This is a genomic window from Taklimakanibacter lacteus, from assembly GCA_003576695.1.
Classification (GTDB): Bacteria; Pseudomonadota; Alphaproteobacteria; order Rhizobiales; family Aestuariivirgaceae; genus Taklimakanibacter; species Taklimakanibacter lacteus.
The window spans coordinates 367511-387050 of the sequence record QOZQ01000005.1; the positions used below are offsets into that span (position 1 = coordinate 367511).

A 19540-nucleotide genomic window follows, 5' to 3' on the forward strand; every position below is an offset into this window, starting at 1 on the left:
TCTCCTATTGCAGGTCGAAAAGCAGGATTTCCGATTTTGACTTGGCGGCGAGGCTCAGACTCTCTTCCTTTACGATGGCGAGCCCGTCTCCTTCCATGACAGCCTCGCCATTCACGTCAAGCGCGCCCTTCGCCACCTGCAGCCAATAGCGGCGTCGGGCGTCCAGCGGCTGAGCGAGATCCGCTCCGGCCTCGAGCAGGGCGGCATGGATGGCGGCGTCCTGATGGATTTTCAAGGAGCCCGCGCGCCCGTCCGGCGACGCGATGAGGCGAAACCGGCCGAGCCGGTCGGCTTCCGGGAAATGCTGCTCGGCATAGCCGGGTTTCAACCCCTGCCTTTCCGGAATGATCCAGATCTGGAGGAAGTGGACCGGATCGGTCTTGGACGCATTGAACTCGGAATGACGGATGCCGGTGCCGGCCGACATCAGCTGCACATCGCCCGGCCGGATCACCGAGCCGCTGCCGAGCGAATCGCGGTGGGCAAGCGCGCCGTCGAGCACATAGGAGACGATCTCCATGTCCTTGTGGCCGTGGGTGTCGAAGCCGCCGCCGCCCGCCACGCGATCGTCATTGATGACCCGGAGCGCCCCGAACCCCATGAATTCGGGGTCGTAATACTGGCCGAAGGAGAAGCTGTGATGGCTGTCGAGCCAGCCGAAATCGGCATGGCCCCGGTCCTTGGCTTTGCGATGAGTGATCATGATGGTCTCCCGTTATGGTGATGCCGGATAGATATTCTCAGCCCTGACTAGGACAATCCTTTCCATACGGGATTTATTGTTGCTATAATCGCAACAATATGGACAAGTTGGCGGCCATAAGGGCTTTCGTGTCGGTGGCGGAAGAGGGCGGCTTCACCGCCGCCGCCCAGGAGCTCGGCCTGTCCAAGTCGGCGGCAAGCCGGCAGATCGCCGCCCTCGAGGAGGCCCTGGGGGCGCAGCTCCTCAAGAGATCCACCCGCAGCGTGACGCTCACCGACAGCGGCTATGCCTATCTGGAGCGCTGCCGGGCCGTGCTCGGCGATCTGGAGGAAGCCGACCGGGCGATTGCCGCCCTGCAAAATGAACCGAAGGGCCTGCTCAGGATCAATGCGCCCATGTCCTTCGGCATCAGCCATGCCGCACCCGCCATCGCCGATTTCATGAACCGCTATCCCGACCTCCAGGTGGCGCTCATCCTCAATGACCGCTTCGTCGATCCCTATGATGAGGGCTTCGATGTGACGCTCAGGATCGGCGAGCTCGAGGATTCGAGCCTTGCCGCCCGCAAGCTGGCCCAGATCGAAATGGGCCTCTTCGCCTCGCCTTCCTATGTCGAGAAACATGGAAGGCCACGCGGGCCCGACGATCTCAGATCGCATTGGGCCCTGCATTATGGGAGGCCCACCGGCCAGATCGAATGGGCCCTGCGCGGCGGTGCAAGCCATTCGGTTCCGATCCGCTATCGCCTGTGCTCCAATAATGGCGATGCGCTGCGCATTGCCGCGGCCTCGGGCCTCGGCATCGCTCTCATCCCGGCCTTCCTGGTGCGCGACGAGCTCAGATCAGGCGCCCTCATCGCTCTCCTCGATGGTTTCGAGCCCCGGCCGATCGATCTCTATGCGATCTATCCGCCGACCCGCTTCCTCGCAGCCAAGGTGCGGCTCTTCATCGATTTCCTGGCCGAACGCTTCGCGCGGGCATGGCCTTAGGAGAGGGTTCTCCAAGTCCGGTCACAACAGCGTGAGCAAAGGGCATGCGCAGGATTTTGTCGGCCGAGACAGCGTAAAACACCTATCTGCATTAACAAGGGAGGTTTGCGATGCATCCGCTGATCGATCGCCGTAGCATGCTGCTGAGCGCCGCCGCTTTGGGCGCCGCCGCTTTCACCACAAGCCGATCTGCCGAGGCCGCCGCCCCCATCACAGGCCCAACCGGCTCGCCCTATACGCGCTACAAGGTCGGGGAGTTCGAGATCACCGCCTTCAATGACGGCACGCGCGTCACCGGGAATCCGGAGAAGATCTTCGGCGTCAATCAAAAGCCCGAAGATGTGGGCACAGCAGCCGAAGCGAATTTCCTGCCCAAGGACAGGATGGTCAACAGCTTCACGCCGGTTCTGGTCAATACCGGCAAGGAGCTCGTTCTGTTCGACAGCGGCAATGGCGCCAATGGCCGGCCCGCCACCGGACAGCTCGCGGCGCAGATGAAAGCCGCCGGCGTCGCAGCCGAGGACATTGATGTCGTCGTCATCACCCATTGCCATCCCGACCATATTGGCGGGCTGATGGACAATGGCGCGCCGCTTGCGCCCAAGGCGCGCTATGTGATCGGCGAAGCGGAATATGCCTTCTGGTCGTCGCCCGACCGCGCCAATGGCCCGACCGCCAATGCCGCCAAGATCGTCCAGGCCAATGTCGTGCCCAACAAGGACAAGATGACCTTCGTGAAGAACGAGGGCGAAGTCGTGTCGGGCATCCGCGCCATCGAAGCCTTCGGCCACACGCCGGGCCACATGGCCTGGCATGTCGAGAGCCAGGGCAAACGCATCCTGATCGGCGCTGATTTCTGCAACCACTATGTGCTGTCGATGCAGCATCCCAAATGGCATGTGAGCTTCGATGCCGACAAGGACGGAGCAGTCGCTACGCGGCTCAAGCTGCTCGACATGCTGAGCGCCGATCGCATCCCCTTCACCAGCTATCACATGCCGTTCCCGGCTGTGGGCTTCGTCGAGAAAGGTGCCGGTGACGGCTACCGCTTCGTGCCGGCGAGCTATCAGCTGATGCTGTAGCTCACAGCTTGCCGGAAAACAGCGCAGCGCCGCGCTGGCGCAGGACCGTCAGCGACGTGTAGTCGATGATCGAGAGTCCGCCGTCGACGATCAGGGTCTGGCCGGTCACGAATGATGCTTCAGGACTGGCCAGGAACGCCACGACGGAAGCGATCTCGGCCGGCGAGCCCATGCGGTTGAAGAGGCTCGGCGTCACGCTCCAGCCCGCACCATCGGCAGGCAGATTCTGCGGATCGGCCTTGGTATCGATCCATCCCGGGCTGACGCAATTGGCGCGAATGCCGTGCGGCGCGCCTTCGGCCGCCAGCGAACGAGTCAGGCCTTCGACCGCTGCCTTGGCCACGCAATAAAGTCCCCAATTGCCGTGCAAGGTCGCGGTCGAGGAAATATTCACGATGGCGCCGGCGCCAGCGGCCTTCAGATGCGGGAAGGCATAGGCGGAAACGAAATAGCCGGAGTCGAGATTGGGCCCGCGCATCTTGTCCCAGCGCGTGCCGGGCTCATCCTCGTCCCTGATCCCGGCCCGCAAGCTGCCAAGGCCGGCATTGTTGACGACGACATCCAGGCGACCGAAATGGGCAACGACCTCGCTCACAAGCGCCTGGACGGCCGTCTCCTGCGCCAGGTCGCACTGAAAAAAACGCCCGGTCCAGCCCGCCGCGGCCAGCTCCGCTTCGACGGCCGTTCCCTTTTCCCGGTCACGGCCGACCAGGGCCACGGACGCACCTTCCGCCGCCAGTTTGTGAACAATACCGCGTCCGATTCCGGAATTGCCGCCGGTGACCAATGCCACTTTATTGCTGAAGCGCATTGCCGATCCCGCCCGTGCGCTCAGGCGCTGACCTTGCCCTTGGCCTGGCGCTTCTCGAGGAGACGGGTCAGCCAGTCGGGATCCATTTCCGGCACCGAAGACAGCAGGAGCTCGGTATAGGGCGGGTGCGGGGGTGAGAGAACCTCGGTCTTGAGGCCCTGCTGCACCACGCGGCCCTGATACATCACCACGATCTCATCGGCGATGGCGCGCACCGTCGCGATGTCATGGGTGATGAACAGATAGGAGACATTGGTCTCCTTCTGCAGCTTGAGCAGCAGCTTCAGGATGCCTTCCTGGACGATCTGGTCGAGGGCGGATGTCACCTCGTCGCAGATGATGAGCTCAGGGTCGGCCGCGAGCGCGCGCGCAATGCAGATGCGCTGCTTCTGGCCGCCGGACAATTCGCCCGGCAGACGGTCGATCAGATCCTCGCTCAGCTCGATCTGCTCGAGCAATTCGACCACCTTGCGGTCGCGCTCCTGGCCCTTGAGGCCCAGATAGAATTCGAGCGGCCGGCCGATCACGTCGCGCACCCGCTGGCGCGGATTGAGCGCCGTGTCGGCCGACTGGTAGATCATCTGGATGCGGCGCAGCGTGTCCTTGTCGCGGTCCTTGAGCGCCCGGGGCAGCGGCTTGCCGTTGAAATAGACCTCGCCCTTGCGCGGCGGCAAAAGGCCGGTGATGACGCGCGCCAGCGTCGACTTGCCGGAACCGGATTCACCCACCACCGCGACGGTGCGGCCGCGCGGCACCTGGACCGTCACATTCTCCAGCACCTTGACGATGCCGCCATAGGTGGCATCGACATCATGGACGCGCAGCACGACGTCCTTGCCGGTGCGTTCCGGCATGGCGAGGCTGCGCACCGCCCACAAGGTCTTGGTATAGGCTTCCTTCGGGCTCTTGAGCATCTCGCGCGTCGGCGCTTCCTCGATCAGCTTGCCGTGGCGCAGCACCATGATGCGATGCGCCATCTGGGCGACGACGGCCAGATCATGGGTGATATAGATCGCCGCGGTGTTGAACTGCTCGACGATATCGCGCATCGCCGCCAGCACGTCGACCTGGGTGGTGACGTCGAGCGCCGTGGTCGGCTCATCGAAGATGATGAGATCGGGACGGCAGGACATCGCCATCGCCGTCATGGCGCGCTGCAGCTGGCCGCCCGAGACCTGGTGCGGATAGCGGCTGCCGATCGTGGCGGGATTGGGCAGCTTGAGGCGGGTATAGAGATCCTTGGCGTCGGCCTCCGCCTTGCCGCGGTCGAGCACGTCATGGCCGACCGCCGTCTCGACCGTCTGGTCGATGATGCGGTGCGCCGGGTTGAAGGAGGCCGCGGCACTTTGCGCCACATAGGCGATGCGCGAGCCGCGCAAAGCGCGCCTCTCCTCCTCGCTCGCCTTGCGCAGGTCCTTGCCGTCGAAAATGATGCTGCCGCCGGTGATCTTGCAGCCCGGACGGGCAAAGCCCATGGCGGCGAGCCCGATCGTCGACTTGCCGGCGCCCGATTCACCAATGAGGCCCAGCACCTCGCCGCGCTTGAGGGTCAGGTCGACGCCCTTGACGATCTCATGCCATACATCGTCGCTCTGCCCCGATATCTTGAGATCCCTGATCTCGAGCAGGGTCTCGCCCTTGGTGCGCTTCGCGTCCGACTTCCTGGCGTCACTTTTCATCACGCAATCCGCTTGTCTTGTGCAGGAACCAATCGACGACGAAATTGACCGCGACCGTGAGCAGCGCGATGGCGCCGGCCGGCATCAGCGGCGTGAAATCGCCATAGGTGATGAGCGTCGCGTTCTCGCGCACCATCGAGCCCCAGTCGGCGGTGGGCGGCTGGATGCCGAGGCCGAGAAAGGACAGCGAGCTGATGGTCAGGAAGACGAAGCAGAAGCGCAAGCCGAATTCCGCCACCATGGTCGGCATGATGTTGGGCAGGACTTCCTTGAACAATATCCACACGAGGCCTTCGCCGCGCAGCTTGGCCGCCTCGACATAGTCCATCACCACGACATTCATGGCGACCGAGCGGGCAAGGCGGAAGACGCGGGTCGAGTCGAGCACGGCGATGATGATGATCAGGTTCTTCACCGACGAGCCGAAGATCGACAGGAGGATGAGGGCGAAAATGAGCTGCGGGATGGCCATCAGCGTGTCGACGGCGCGCGACAGGAGCTGGTCGACCCAGCCGCGGAAGATCGAGGCGATGATGCCGAGCCCGCCGCCGATGGCGAAGGCCAGCAAGGTGGTGGCGAGCGCGATGCCGAGCGTATTGCGGGCGCCGAAGAGAAGACGAGTGAACATGTCGCGGCCGAGCTGGTCGGTGCCCAGCCAATGCGCCCAGCTCCATACTTCGAAGGGCTGCTGGCTCACCACCTCGGACTCGCCATAGGGCGCGATCCAGGGCGCGAAGAACGCCACGAAGATGTAGATAGCGATGACGATCATGCCGAACCAGGCGCTCAGGGGCGCCTTCCTCAGCGTTCGCCACACATTCTGCATGACCGTGCGGCGCGCCTTCACCGTGCGCGGCGCAGATCGGGGTGCTGTCTGGTCCACGCTCATCTTGGATGCAGAAGCCTCGGATTGGTGGCGATGGAGATGATATCGGCCAGGAGATTGAGCAGGATATAGGTCACCGCGAAAATCAGCGCGCAGGCCTGCACCACCGGAATGTCGCGCGAGCGCACCGCATCGACCATGGCCTGACCGATGCCCGGATAGACGAAGACGACCTCGACCACGACGGCGCCGACGACGAGATAGGCGAGGTTGAAGGCGACGACATTGGCGATCGGCGCCCAGGCATTGGGCAGCGCATGGCGCAGGATGACCTGGCCCGGCGACACGCCCTTGAGCCGCGCCATCTCGATATAGGGACTGGCCAGCAGGCCGATGATGGCGGCGCGCGTCATGCGCATCATGTGGGCGACGATGACCAGCGTGAGGGTGAGCACCGGCAGCGCCGAGCGTTCCAGCCGCTCGAAGAAGGGCATATCCGCCGACACATTGGACAGCGAGGGGAACCATCTGAGCTGGACCGCCAGGAACAGCATCAATATGTAGGCGACGAAGAATTCCGGGAAGGAAATGGTGGTCAGAGTCGCCGCATTGATGGCGCGATCGAAGAAACTGTTGCGGTAAAGAGCGGCCATCAGACCCAGCCCCAAGGCCAGGGGTACTGCGACCAGCGCCGTGATGCCGGCCAGGAACAGCGTGTTCCAGAGGCGAGGCGCTATGATATCCAGCACGGTGCGGCGGAAGCCGACACGGGACGAAAAGGACGAGCCGAAATCTCCCTGCAGGATGCCGCCGATCCAGTTGAGGTAGCGTTCCACCGGCGGCTTGTCGAGACCGATCTCCTTCTGGAAGGCCTCGACGGTCTCTGGCGTCGCGGCCTGGCCCAGAATGGCCTTGGCGAAGTCGCCCGGCAGGAATTCGATCGCCGAGAAGATGATCAAGGATACGACAAAGAGCGTGATCAGACCGAGGCCGAGACGCTGCAATACCGTTCTCAAGAGTGGATGCATCACTTCATTCCAAAAGGCCGGGCCGCTCCTTGCGAGCGGCCCGGTCCGAGTCACATCACGCCAGCCACCAGCGCTCGGCGATCTTCAGGCCGTCATTCTCCCAGTTGGGAGCGACGTCGCCATGCGCCAGCTTCTTCGAATTGGCGGTGACGAAGTTGTTGAAGACAAGGACGATGACACCGCCATCGTCATGCACGAGCTGCTGCATCTCGGCATAGATGGCGGCGCGCTTGGCCTCGTCGAGCTCGGCGCGGCCCTGGAGCATCAGCTCGTTGAAGCGCTTGTTGTTCCAGAAGGTCTCGTTCCAGGCCGCACCCGCCGCATAGGTGATGGTCATGGTCCAGTCCACCGTAGGGCGGCCGCTCCAATAGGAGGCGCACCAGGGCTTCTTGAGCCACACATTGTCCCAATAGGCGTCCTCGGCCTCGCGGATGACATTGACATCGATGCCGCATTTGGCCGCCGTTTCCTTGATCAGGACACCCGCATCGATGGCGCCGGCAAAAGCGGCATCGGCGACCGAGAGATCTACCTTCAGCGTCTCATAGCCCGCCTTCTTCAGGTGGAACTTGGCCTTGTCCGGATCGTATGTGTATTTGGGCTCGGGATCGACCGAGTATTTGACTGCCTTGGCGATCGGGTTGTCATTGCCGACCGTCGCGTGGTCGAGGAAGATCTTCTTCTGGATCTCCTCGCGGTCGATCGCGTATTTGATGGCGGTGCGCACATCATTGTTGTCGAAGGGCGCCATGGTCGTGTTCATCGGCAGAACATAGTGGCCATAGCCCGAGAGCTCGAGGATCTCGACATCGGGATTGCGCTTCAGAAGATCGAGCGTCTTCAGGTCGGCGCGGCCGATCCAGTCGACATCGCCGGTGGTGAGCGCATTGGTGCGCGCCGCGACATCGGTGATGGCGATGAACTCGACCTCGTCGAGATAGGGCTGGTTCGACTTGTGATAGTTCGGGTTGCGCTTGAGCTTGGCCGACACGCCGGGCTCGAACTTGTCGAGCGTGAAGGGACCGGTGCGCACGCCCGACTGCCAGTCGGACTTGCCGTCCTTGGTCGGCATGATCGGGATGTGATAGTCGCTGACCAGATAGGGGAAGTCGGCGCTGCCGTCCTTCAGCATGAAGACCACATTCTCCGGGCCGTCCGACTTGATGTCGGTGATCGGCTCGAGCAGCGATTTCGCGGCCGACTTGGAATCGGGCCCCATGTGATGGCGGAAGGAATTGACGACGTCGTCGGCGGTGACCGTCTTGCCATCATGGAAGGTCAGGCCCTTGCGCAGCTTGAACACCCATTTCTTGGCGCCGTCCGAGGGCTCGAAGGATTCGGCGAGATCGGGCACGACATTGCCCTTGGCGTCGATCTCGGTGAGGCTGTTCGACAAGGCGCCCCAGAAGGCGCATTGGGTGAAGGTGTCGGGATAGCCGACCGGATCCAGCGTGTCGGTCGTGGCGCCATGGGCCAGGCCGAAACGGGCCGAGCCGCCTTTCTTGGGCTCGGCGCGCACCGCCTTGACGAACATGGCGTTGCCGGCCGCCGCCGTGAAGCCCGCCGCGATGGCGAGCTGGATGAAGTCGCGCCGGGAGACCTTGCCCTTGCCGGCAAGGCGGGTGGCCAGTTGCAGCTTGTGTTCGAGTTCACTCATTGCGGATATCTCCTCCGAAATCGCAAATTTCCAATGCCGGGAAGGAGTGGCCGCAAACTGATGCGCCTTGATGACGGTTTCCGCACTCAATGCCAGGCCGGCACGCGGTCGCCGTACTCCTCCCCGAAATCTTGCAGTTACGCCCTGGGTCTTTTTATTATCTTCGTTGCGTTCAAAAGTGTCATGATGACAGCACCTCGTCAATGGTCATGGCGGCGCACCTCGGGCCGAAAGCGACGATTTCATGCGGCCTGCCGCGGCCAGGTCAAATAGCGACACATTAACGCAAAAACCCGGCGCTGACCGACTCAGGAGGGCACGAGCGCCTTGACGGCATCGAGGGTCTCAGCCTCTTGGACCGGCTTGTCCCAGCGGATGCGATGGACGCGCGGAAAGCGCAGGGCAAGACCGGATTTGTGCCGCGACGAGGTCTGGACGGCATCGAAGGCGATCTCGAGAACGAGACCCGGTTTCACCTGGCGCACCGGGCCGAAGCGCTCGACCGTATTCGTCCTGATCCAGCGGTCGAGCCTGAGCAGCTCCTCATCGGTGAAGCCGGAATAGGCCTTGCCGACCGGCACCAGCTCGTCGGGCGTCTTCCACACGCCGAATGTGTAGTCCGAATAATAGGACGAGCGCTTGCCGGAGCCTCTCTGCGCATACATGAGCACGCAATCGATGGTGAGCGCCGCACGCTTCCACTTGTACCAATGCCCTTTGGGACGTCCGGCCAGATAGGGGCTCGCCTTGCGCTTCAGCATCAGGCCCTCGATGCCGTTTTCGCGCGCCAACTGCCATTTGGATTCGAGCTCGGCAAAGGCGGCGAAGGGCACGAGCGCGCTCACATCGGCGAGGCTCGGACGGAACCGCTCATACCAGGCCTCGAGGTGCTGGCGCCGCTCGATGAAGCTCAGCGTTCGCACATCCTCATTCCCGTCGAACAGAATGTCATAGAGACGGATATGGGCCGGATAGTCCTGCAGCATCCTGCCCGTCACGGTCTTGCGGTTGAGGCGCTGCTGCAGGTCGTTGAAGGAGGCGACGACGCCTTGGCGCAGCACCAGGAGCTCGCCATCGAGAACGCCTTGCGTATGGGCGAAGGCCTGGACGATGTCGGGAAAGGCGGTCGATACGTCATCGCCGGCGCGCGAGAACAGCCTTACATCGCCGGGGCGGGCCGAGAGCTGGACACGGATGCCATCCCACTTCCATTCGGCGGCAACATCTTGCGGCGCAAAGCTCTGCCAGTCGCCGTCCTCGATCGGATGCGCCAGCATCACCGGCCGGAAGGTCGCCTTGCGGCCGGGATCGGGCCTGACGCCACGGCCTTCGAGCCAGGCGAACATGTCGGCATAGGGGGCTGAGACCGCGTGCCAGACCTCCTCGATCTCCTCGACCTCGCGGCCGAAGGTCTGGGCAATGGCCGTCTTGGCGAGGCGGGCGGAGACGCCGACCCGCAGCGCGCCCGACAGCAGCTTCAGCAGCGCGAAGCGGCCCTTGACGTCGAGCCGGCCGAGCAGGCTTTCGAGCACGCGCGGGAATTCCCGCGAGGACGCGGCGCTGACCTCTGCGACCACATCGCTGATCCGGGGCGGCGGCTCGTTGAGGCGGGCATCGGGCCACAGCAGCGACACGGTCTCGGCGGTATCGCCGACATAATCGCGCGACAGGCGATAGAGCAAGGGATCGACATGCGGCGCGAGGATGGTGGCCAGCGTCTTGCGGATGGGAAGCCGCAAGGGCAAGCCATCGGTCAGGGCGCTCAGAGCCCAGCCGCGATCGGGATCGGGCGTCGCGCGGAAGTAATCTTCGAGCAGCTTCAGCTTGGCATTGCGCGCCGTCGTGTATACCAGCCGATCCAGAAGCTCGGCAAAGCTTTGCATTGCTAGCACTCGGCACTATTGAACACTTCTACCCCTCTTCCGTCATCCCGGCGAAAGCCGGGACCCATTGAATATGAGCCGCGTGGGCGGCGCTGCGCGTTCTGAGGCAATTCAGAGAATCCCGGCTTTCGCCGGGAAGACGGATTGGGGGCAGTTACTAATCCCCTTCATCCTCAAATCCGACCAACGCGAGCGCCCTGCCCCGCCTCCCCATGAGCCCGATCTGATGCACCAGCGCGTCCTCCCGGCCATGCGTCACCCAGATCTCTTCAGCACCCGTTTCCTCGATCGTGCGCAGAAGCTCCGGCCAGTCGCAATGATCGGACACGACGAGCGGCAATTCAACGCCGTGCTGGCTGGCGCGGCCCTTCACCCGCATCCAGCCCGAGGCATAGCAGGTCAGGGGATCGGCGAGGCGCCTGGACCAGCGATCGCTCAAGGCGCCCGGGGGACAAAGCACCAATGCCCCTTTCAGTTCCGCAGGCTCGCTGTCCGTCACATTGCGCAAGTCGCCGAGATCGACGCCGAGACGGACATAGAGATCGCAGAGCGCCCGCAGGCCGCCATGCAAATAGACGGGCCGGTGATAGCCCGCCTGGCGCACCAGCGCGATCATGCGCTGGCATTTGCCGAGATTATAGGCGCCGAGGAGATGAGTGCGCTCAGGGTTCGCCGCCAGGGAAGCGACGAGCCGGTGCGCTTCCCTCTCCGCCGGCTCGTGCCGGAAGACGGGCAGGCCGAAAGTCGCTTCGGTGACGAAAAGATCGCAAGGCACGAGCTCGAAAGGAGCACAGGTCGGATCGGGTGAGCGCTTGTAGTCGCCCGACACGACGGCGCGAGTTCCCTGCCAGTCGAGCACGATCTGGGCCGAACCCAATATATGGCCGGCCGGCACCAGCCTCACCGCCACGCCATTGATGGTCTGGCCGCCATTGGCGGCGGCAAAGCTGCCGGCGCAATCCGCGCCATAACGCACCTTCATGATCTCGATGGTTTCATGGGTGGCGAGAACGGCGCCGTGGCCTGAGCGCGCGTGATCGCCATGGCCATGGGTGATGACGGCGCGATCGACCGGCAGATGCGGGTCGATATGGAACTGGCCCGGCTCGCAATAAAGGCCGCGGTCGGTCGGATAGAGCCAGCTCTCGATGCGGGATTTCTGCATGGCACCTCAAATATAGGTTTTATCCTTATTGAGGCATCGCAGTGTCAGCTTCAGTCAGGAAGCCGCGAGGGCAGGCCTTTCACGGATACAGGGAAACTACAGGGAGTTTGCGCGAAAACGCGCTGCCAGGGAATAAGGTCGTACAGAAATAACCTAATGAAAACAGTTGCTTATCACAATCCACCGCCGATCCTGAACAAGACTGCGCGCATGTCGCGAGCAGGAAGCACCCCGGCCGATCCAGGGAACATCCCGCAGCGAAGGCACCGCTCGTTAGTGCTCCCGTCCCATTTCCATCAGGACCTTGCGGGCTTGCGCAGCCACCATGTCCTCTCCCGCATCCAGTGCCCAGACATAGGCGTTGACGAGCAAGAAAGCCGCCCGGTCCATTTCACCTTCGGCGGCGAAGCGTTCTGCGGCGCCCGCATATAAATGCGCCAGCCGACGCTTATCACCGCATGCATGGGCATGGGTGATCTCGCGGTCGAGGTGCTGAAGGGAGTCTCCCATATAGGGCGCTAGGCCATCATCTGCTCGGCAACCCATTCATGGAAGCGATGCGTCGGTCCATCCATGACCGGTGAGAACTTGCCGCCGTCGAAACTGGGCGCATGGCGGCCCTTCTGCATGCGCTCCACCACATCGATGTCCTCAACAAAGATCTCTTTCCACATGTTGGCGTTCTTTTCGCGCATGGAAGCGAAGGACGGCCCGGTCATCGCCTTGTCGGCATAGTAGATCTCGACATGTTCAATGGTGGCGTCCTGCGCCACGGGCTCGAGCTGGATGATGAAGATGTGGTCGTTCTGGAAGCCGACCAGGACATTCGGGAAGACGCACGGATATTCCGCTCCCTTCCTCCACTTTTCCGAAAGCCCGGCAAACTCCCCGAAGCGTTCGCCATTGGGCCCGAAGCTCGGCGTATAGGCGGAGCTGCCCTGGCCGCAGAAAGAGCGCTCGACCATATGATAGTGATCCTCGAGGCGTGAATAGCTGTTGAGGCCCGGATGTATCCAGGGAAGGTGGTAGCTCTCGGCATAGTTCTCCACCGCCAGCTTCCAATTGGCCTTGAGGTCGATCTTGAAGGATGAATCGCCGCCACCATGGTGAAGTGCCACCTGATCGAATTCCTCGAAACGCCTAATGAGATCGGCTGCCGCGTCGCGAAACTCCGGCGCCGATCCTGAAACATTGACGAAAATCATGTCCAGCCAGACGTAAGAGCGCACTTCAAAAAGGCTCAGCTCTTCGCGCCTGATCTCGGGATGGGTGTTGTGCCCGGCGCCGCCGACATGCGGCGTCGTCACCAATGCGCCATCGAGACTGTAACACCATGAGTGATAGGGACAGCGAATGACGGGCCTGCCATTGACCGGCTCGGTGACGAGAACCGCGCCACGATGGCGGCAGACATTCTCGAAGACCCGGATCTGCCCGTCACGACCCCGCGCGATCAGGAGCGGCTGGCCCAAAAATGTGATCGGCCTGAGATCGCCCGGATTGGGCACGTCCTTGCCGAAACCGACGCAGGCCCAGTTGCGCGCGAACACCTTCCGGCGTTCGAGATCATAGACACCCGCCTCGGTGTAGAAAGAGCTGGGCAATCCCCGTGCCGTCGCGACCGGCCGCAGCACCTGGTCGAGATTTATTGAGCTGATCGCGTTCATGGCCTGCCATCCCGACTGATTTTCGGGCGATTAGAGAACCCCAAGGCGCCGCGCACAATGCCAGCAAAACTTAAGTGTGGCTTGAGCTCAGCTCAACGCTGAAGGGCCTTGGCCGAAACGCCGGTCGGCGTCGTGGCGCCGGCATCGATCAGCCAGGCTTTGAGCAGCCTGGCAGCATCGTCGAGCTTGCGATGGTCGTTCCACGTGACATAGAACGCACCCGGCGACAGGACTTTTCCTTTGCCGAAGCGGACAAGACTGCCGTCCTTCAAGAGCGGCGCGATCAAGCCCGACCAGCCGATCGCCACACCCTGATTGTCCATGGCGGCATTCAGAATGCTCACATAATTGTTGGCCGTGCGGGTCTTCAGCTGCTCGACCGGGTGGCCGGCCAGCCGGAACCATTCCTCCCAGGTCGTCCAGGCGGGATCGACCTGATGCAGGTTCAACAAGGGCACGCCGGACAGCGCCGCAAGCGAGGTCGCCGGATGCTGCTTCAGAAATCGCGGGCCGCAGACCGGGATGAGATGGTCCCTGAACAGGAAGGCGGCGCTCTCGTCGGGCCAGGAGCCGCTTCCATATCTGATGCGCAGGTCGATTTCGGCGCGGCGAAGATCATGGGCGTTGTCCGAGACCAGATGATTGATCGTGATATCGGGATGAGCCCTCCAGAAGTCCCCTATCCTCTTCATCAGCCACAGGGAGGCAAATGCCGTGGGAGCGCCGACCGTGACGGCGGTCGCGGCCGCTGTCGACTTGATCTGCCTCAGGGCATTGGAGAACTGGCTGAAGCCGGTCGACAGAACCGAATAGAGCTCGGCCCCCTTGGCGGATATTTCGACGCCGCGGCGCTCTCGGCGCAGCAATGGTCCACCGACAAAGCTCTCGAGACTCCTGACCTGCCGGCTGATGGCTCCGGTCGTGACGTTGAGCTCGGCCGCCGCCCTCGTCATGCTGCGATGGCGCGCCACCGCCTCGAAGGCGGCGAGCGCCGTCAATGACGGCAGATCGTAGAAGCGGCGGACCATGGAAGGGACCGGGAAAGGATCGGGACCCGCATGATAGGTTATGTTGAGATTACTTCAACCCTGCCTGCCCTCCCTGGTCAGGGGGCAAACGGTCCCTGCAGGCCGAGCTTCAGCATCAGCGTGGCATAGATGTTGGAGCATTTGACCAGGTCCGGACCATGCCGCTCCAGCAGGTCCCTGCGCCGCGCAGCATCGGTGGTGGCCGCCAGCGCGCCCCAGATCGCCGCCATTTTTTCCGCCGACTGGCGCGCCGCGGCAAGGCTCGCCTCGTCCGACGCAGCGCGGGAGAGTTCGTCCGCCGTCACCTTGCCGACACAGGGCACGGTCGAGGCGCCGGCATCGACATAGCCCTCAGGCAGCTCGCCTTTGAGGTTGCTGACCCGCCTGTACTCTATGCAATCGAAGATCTGATCGACCGCCTGCCTCGCCCCTTCCACCCGCGAGACATGCTCGGTATCCGCCGCCGCATGCGGCAGGAGCTCGAGCCTTCCCGGATATTTTTTGGCGAGCGCCAGATAGGGCACCATGGGCCCCGAGAGCTGGCCGGTCTTGGCATCCTTGAACAGGTCCGCATCGATCGCGGCGTAGCGCACCTTGCCGGCGCTCATCGCGGCATCGAGCGCTGCGGCGTCCACGAGCTCGCCCCGGTCATAGTTGACGAGAACGGCGCCATCATTCAGCTCATCGAGCACCGAAGCGCTCACCACGCCGGCATTGGTATATTTGCCGGTGGCGGCATTGAGCGGCCCCAGCCCCGTATGCGGCGAAAGCACGTCAGCGCGGCGCGCCGCGTCCTCGGCGGTGGCGGCGAATTCGAAGCCCTCCGATTCGATCCATTCCCTGTGGCGCGGCCGCGCGTGGATCGCCACCTTCATGCCGAAGGCCTGCGCGATGCGGGCAACCTCGCGCCCGATATTGCCGTAACCGAGAACGCCGAGCTTCTTTCCTTCCAGTTTTTCGGTGGGGAATTCGCGCAGGTTCCTGCCGGTATCGAACTCGCCTGCAACCACACGGGCGTGCAATTCATCGACAGGCAAATCGGGCATCACCTTGAGCAGCGCCTTGATCGCCATCTGCGCCGTCGCCCGGCTGTTGAAGGAGGGTGTGTTCATCAAGGGCGCCGTACCGCCCTCGCCATTGCCGCCGCCCCATGAGGCAGAGCCCATATTGCCGGTGCCGGCCCCGATGCGCACGCCGCCGCACGCGAAAACCGACGCCTTGGGCAGGAAGGTCGCCGCGGCGATCACCGCGTCATACTGGCCCTTGTTGGTCTGGGGCAGGATTTCCGCCTCGGTCGACAGGTCCGGCTGGTAGAAGAAATGGATCTTGCCCTTGGCCAGCTTCTTCTCATCGCCAATGGGCCCCTCGTGGAACACACCGCCCTTCTTTTCGACATGGGCCCTGACCTCGCTCGCATCCGGCTTGCCATCGGCGCCGAATCTGAGGCCGACAAGGTCGCACACCAGAACCTTGTAGGCGCGGCTGCGATCATCCTTGCGCTCACGCGCGCCTGAGGTGGCATTGGCCACCGGGAAAGTCTCTCCGAGCTTCGCCAGCTCCTCTTCCAGCACCACGATCTTGGCGCGCAGATAGGCGTATTTCAGGTTATCGAGCAGAGCGAAAATATCCCGCACCGGCCTGATGCCGCCGATCCAGGCGCGATAATCGCCGGGCGTTCCCGGAAACGCGTTGATGTAGCGCGCGACGTCGAGCCCCTTTTCGCGCTCGCCATTCGGATGTGTCGCGCCATCGTAAGCCAGAACCTGCTTGGAGCGCGCGATGATGCGCGCGTGGATCGCAGGGTCCGTGATGTCCGGGTCCTTGACCTTCAGCAGCGTCACCGCCGCGCCCCGGCGCGCGGCATCCGCCACGCCCGGCTCGAACAGCGGATTGTTGGATATCCACTCGTTGATGGCGTCGCGATTGGCGGCCGATCGGCGGTTCATCTGGGCGACATTTCCCACGCGCCTTTCGGTGCGCAGCAGGCCGAAAGTGGTCTCGGCAAAGGCCAGCGTCGAAAAAGTGTTGATGACGCCACCCAGCATCTTATCCTGGGCGGGATCGTAGAACGGGCCCAGATTGACGCTACGCTCGCCGGTGAGCGGCTTCGCGGCATCCATGGGGGGCGCCAGCTTGAGCTGGCGCGGAATGGCCCAGGAGGGCTGCTTCTGGTTCTGCTCGGCAAGCGCCAGCGCCTGCGGCGTGAAGCTCACCAGGAAATAGCCGGAGATGCCGCCGATCGCTTTCTGGAAAGGCATGAACAGGCAGCATTTGCTCATCACCTGCGCCACGAGATCCTGGCCCCAGGGCATGGCGCCCAGCATCGAGGTCGCGTCGAGCACCGCATGGTGCTCGGCCGGATTGCGGTCGAGCCAGTCGATGAGGTTGGCAATGTCGGCAGGCGAATAGGTGGTGGCGCCCGTCGTCTCGTGGCCGACGCCGAAGAAGACCTTTACCCCTGAGCGTTCCAGCGTGTCGGACGAGGGGATTGCGCCTTCCTGCGCCGCGAAGTGGATGCGCGCCTCATCGCCATTCCTGGCATAGCGCATCATCTCCACGATCTGCGCCCCCCAGGATTGACGGAAAAATCCTCCGGCTTTGGCGCCGGCCGATTCAGGGGCCGGCGTATCGATGAAGACATGCTGCGTCTTGTCGTTCACGGTGAGGAGATGCAGCGCCGCCACCGTGAAGCCCGAATGGCCGCCACCCAGGCCTACCGCCATCCGGTTGGACTTCGGAAATTCGAAATAGCGGTGAATCTCGCGCATCATGTCGGCCAGGAACTTGTCCGCCGGATAGCCGCGATGCATGGAGCGGCCGATCTCCGCCGCGGTGAAGGGCCCGAGATCGCGGCCCTTGTCGTCGAGCTTGCGATAATTCTGCTCCAGCCAATGCTCGAATTCGAACCGGGTGAGACGGGCATCGACTTCGTCGGCAACACCGTCGGTGATCGGCCCCACGCCGAAGAACGGATTGGCGGTGCGTTGCGGCGGGCCGGACCTCGTGGCATCGATCGCCGCCGCGCGCTGTCGCTTGAGTTCCGCTGCCAGGCTCATTCAATCCTCCACCCAAACCGGCTCCCCGCGCCCAAGGCGCCAACAAGTCCGGGTTGTAGCCATGGAAAATCGCCGGCCGCAAGCGCATGGCGGCATGATCCGATCACTTAGCGACATGGGCGGGCCCTCGCAGGGTGCACACGGAACGCATCACTGCGCTCATCTTATTAGACCCCGTAGAGCCCTCCTCTCAATTGGGAAAGGCGTGAAATCACGGGAACCCCCTTGGCTTGCGGCCGCCGACCAATGTGCAGGATGCTGCGCCCGCTTCAAGTCCCTCAAGGCGAAGCGCCGGCATGCCGCCGCGCCAGCGGGATCCCAAGAAGAAGATTGAATCCAGCCGACGCTGCCAGGACTACGGCCATGATGACGACCGAAAAGGCGGCTGCCTGCGAGGCCTTGCCCGAATCATCAAGAAGCAGGACCGAAACCGCGGCAACCGTATTTCTCGGCGAGACCAGGAATATGACCGCCGACAACGTGACCATGGCGCGCATGAACAGGAACAGGCCGATAGTGAGCAGCGACGGCAGGAGCAGCGGCAGGGCGATCCGCGCCATGGTGCGCAGGAACGTCGCCCCCAGCATCGCGGAAGCCTCATCGAAGGTGCTGCTGATCTGCTTGATGTTGGTCGTGGCGATGAGGAATGCCTGGGCGTGATAGTGGAAGATCGTGTTGAGGGCGAGAAACCACACCGTCCCGTAGAGCCAATAGATGGGGTTGGCCGGATCGTTGAAGGCCATTATGTAGCCGAGGCCGAGTACCATTCCCGGCACCGCAGCCGGCAGGACAGACAGAAAATACAGCACGCGCGTGAAAGGATTCGAAATCTTCTCGATCATATATGCGTTCAGCACCACGAGCGCCGTGCCGAGCACCGCTGCGATGAGAGACATCCACAGGCTTGTCCACAGCGGCGCATAGCCGTTCTGCACATCGGTCACATAGTGCTTGAGGGTGAGGCTGACGTCATATGGCCAGAGCTTCACGAAGCTCGCCAGCACGACGATGCCAACGATCAGGAGGATGAGGGCGCAGACGAGGACCGCATAGACGAGCGCGCAGATGTCGCGCGGCACGGATTTGCGCAGGACGAGCGGTGACGAGCGTTCGTTGACAAGCGCGGTGTTGCGGCGGGCCACAAGGCGCTCGACGAACATGGCAAGGGCCGCCGGGATGAGAAGAATGATGCCGATGACGGCGCCCAGCCGGAAATTCGCCTGGCCGGAAACCTGGTTGTAGATCTCGGTGGCGAGCACGCTATAGTCTCCCCCGATGACCATGGCATTGCCGAAATCGGTGATAACGATGGTGAATACGACAAAGGCGGCCGACATGACGCCGTAGCGGCTCGCCGGCAGGGTGATCGTGCGGAACAGCCGGAACTCGCTCGCCCCCAGCATGCGTCCGGCTTCATAGAGACGCCCGTCGGTCACCGAGAGGGCGGTGACCATGATCAGCACTGCATGCGGAAAGGCGTAGACGATGTCGGAAATCAGGATCCCCCAGAAACCGTAGATGTCGAGGCGGATGCCGAGAAGATTGCTGACGAGACCGTTGCGGCCGAGGAGAAACTGGACCCCCAGAGCCTGCACCAGCGAAGGCGCGAAAACCGGCAGGAGCGCTGTAAAGCGCCACAGGTTCTTGAGCGGGATCTGAGTGCGCACCAGGGCATAGGCGAAGCCATAGGCAAGGACGACGGTGATGACCGTCGCCGATACGGCGATCAGCAGGCTGCGCCCGGTGATCGTGAGGAAGCGCGGATCGCGGAAGTAGTCGATGAAGTTGCCGAGCCCCCACGTGCCGTCGGCAAGCACGAGGCCTTCACGCAGGATCGCCGCGATGGGGAAGGCGACGAAGATGAAAAGCACGAGCGCGGTAATGCCGAGCGCGCCGGTCCTGAACAGGCGGTCGCCCGTCAAGAGCCGGCGGGAGATGCCCGACGCTCTCTCTCTCATGGAGTCCG

15 protein-coding genes are annotated in these 19540 nt (G+C 63.1%); 2 read left to right on the plus strand and 13 right to left on the minus strand.

Annotation, left to right across the window (positions count from 1 at the left end; translation table 11 throughout):
• Window positions 1–4: 4 nt before the first annotated feature.
• Window positions 5–703 carry a pirin family protein gene (locus DT068_RS12340; protein WP_119390135.1) on the minus strand — a complete coding sequence of 233 codons (699 nt, stop codon included), beginning with the start codon at window positions 701–703 and terminating at the stop codon, window positions 5–7.
• A 98-nt stretch (window positions 704–801) separates the two neighbouring features.
• On the opposite strand from DT068_RS12340, the gene DT068_RS12345 reads away from it, so the two are divergent.
• Both DT068_RS12345 and DT068_RS12350 read left to right on the plus strand, forming a co-directional pair.
• Window positions 802–1692, plus strand: coding sequence for a LysR family transcriptional regulator (locus tag DT068_RS12345; protein WP_119390136.1), 891 nt, complete (start codon window positions 802–804; stop codon window positions 1690–1692).
• A 110-nt stretch (window positions 1693–1802) separates the two neighbouring features.
• Window positions 1803–2774 (plus strand): MBL fold metallo-hydrolase, encoded by a 972-nt coding sequence (locus DT068_RS12350; protein ID WP_119390137.1) that lies wholly within the window; start codon window positions 1803–1805, stop codon window positions 2772–2774.
• Between the two features lies 1 nt (window position 2775).
• Here DT068_RS12350 and DT068_RS12355 read toward each other — a convergent pair whose 3' ends face one another.
• From DT068_RS12355 to DT068_RS12410, 12 genes are all read right to left on the minus strand, one after another.
• The gene (locus DT068_RS12355; RefSeq protein ID WP_119390138.1) at window positions 2776–3585 is read right to left on the minus strand and encodes an SDR family NAD(P)-dependent oxidoreductase; all 810 of its coding nucleotides are present in this window, start codon (window positions 3583–3585) and stop codon (window positions 2776–2778) included.
• Between the two features lie 20 nt (window positions 3586–3605).
• The gene (locus DT068_RS12360) at window positions 3606–5264 is read right to left on the minus strand and encodes an ABC transporter ATP-binding protein (RefSeq protein ID WP_119390139.1); all 1659 of its coding nucleotides are present in this window, start codon (window positions 5262–5264) and stop codon (window positions 3606–3608) included.
• Window positions 5254–6090 carry an ABC transporter permease gene (locus DT068_RS12365; RefSeq protein ID WP_368904701.1) on the minus strand — a complete coding sequence of 279 codons (837 nt, stop codon included), beginning with the start codon at window positions 6088–6090 and terminating at the stop codon, window positions 5254–5256. Before DT068_RS12365 ends, DT068_RS12360 begins: the two co-directional genes overlap by 11 nt.
• A gap of 59 nt (window positions 6091–6149) precedes the next feature.
• A complete protein-coding gene (locus tag DT068_RS12370) occupies window positions 6150–7118 on the minus strand; it encodes an ABC transporter permease (protein ID WP_119390141.1) in 969 nt (322 codons plus the stop codon).
• 55 nt (window positions 7119–7173) lie between these two features.
• Entirely contained in the window at window positions 7174–8775 is a 1602-nt protein-coding gene (locus tag DT068_RS12375; RefSeq protein ID WP_119390142.1) for an ABC transporter substrate-binding protein, read from the minus strand.
• Window positions 8776–9083: 308 nt separating this feature from the next.
• Window positions 9084–10658, minus strand: a complete 1575-nt coding sequence (locus DT068_RS12380; RefSeq protein WP_119390143.1) for a cisplatin damage response ATP-dependent DNA ligase — start codon at window positions 10656–10658, stop codon at window positions 9084–9086.
• A gap of 157 nt (window positions 10659–10815) precedes the next feature.
• Window positions 10816–11823 (minus strand): ligase-associated DNA damage response exonuclease, encoded by a 1008-nt coding sequence (locus DT068_RS12385; protein WP_119390144.1) that lies wholly within the window; start codon window positions 11821–11823, stop codon window positions 10816–10818.
• A 273-nt stretch (window positions 11824–12096) separates the two neighbouring features.
• Window positions 12097–12333, minus strand: coding sequence for a hypothetical protein (locus DT068_RS12390; protein ID WP_119390145.1), 237 nt, complete (start codon window positions 12331–12333; stop codon window positions 12097–12099).
• A gap of 8 nt (window positions 12334–12341) precedes the next feature.
• On the minus strand, window positions 12342–13490 hold the full coding sequence (locus tag DT068_RS12395; protein ID WP_119390146.1) for an aromatic ring-hydroxylating oxygenase subunit alpha: 1149 nt from the start codon (window positions 13488–13490) through the stop codon (window positions 12342–12344).
• 92 nt (window positions 13491–13582) lie between these two features.
• Window positions 13583–14518, minus strand: a complete 936-nt coding sequence (locus tag DT068_RS12400; protein WP_119390147.1) for a LysR substrate-binding domain-containing protein — start codon at window positions 14516–14518, stop codon at window positions 13583–13585.
• A gap of 77 nt (window positions 14519–14595) precedes the next feature.
• Complete coding sequence (locus tag DT068_RS12405; RefSeq protein ID WP_119390148.1) at window positions 14596–17574, minus strand: NAD(P)-dependent oxidoreductase; 2979 nt, start codon at window positions 17572–17574, stop codon at window positions 14596–14598.
• 278 nt (window positions 17575–17852) lie between these two features.
• Window positions 17853–19532 carry an ABC transporter permease subunit gene (locus DT068_RS12410; protein ID WP_162914163.1) on the minus strand — a complete coding sequence of 560 codons (1680 nt, stop codon included), beginning with the start codon at window positions 19530–19532 and terminating at the stop codon, window positions 17853–17855.
• Window positions 19533–19540: the final 8 nt, after the last annotated feature.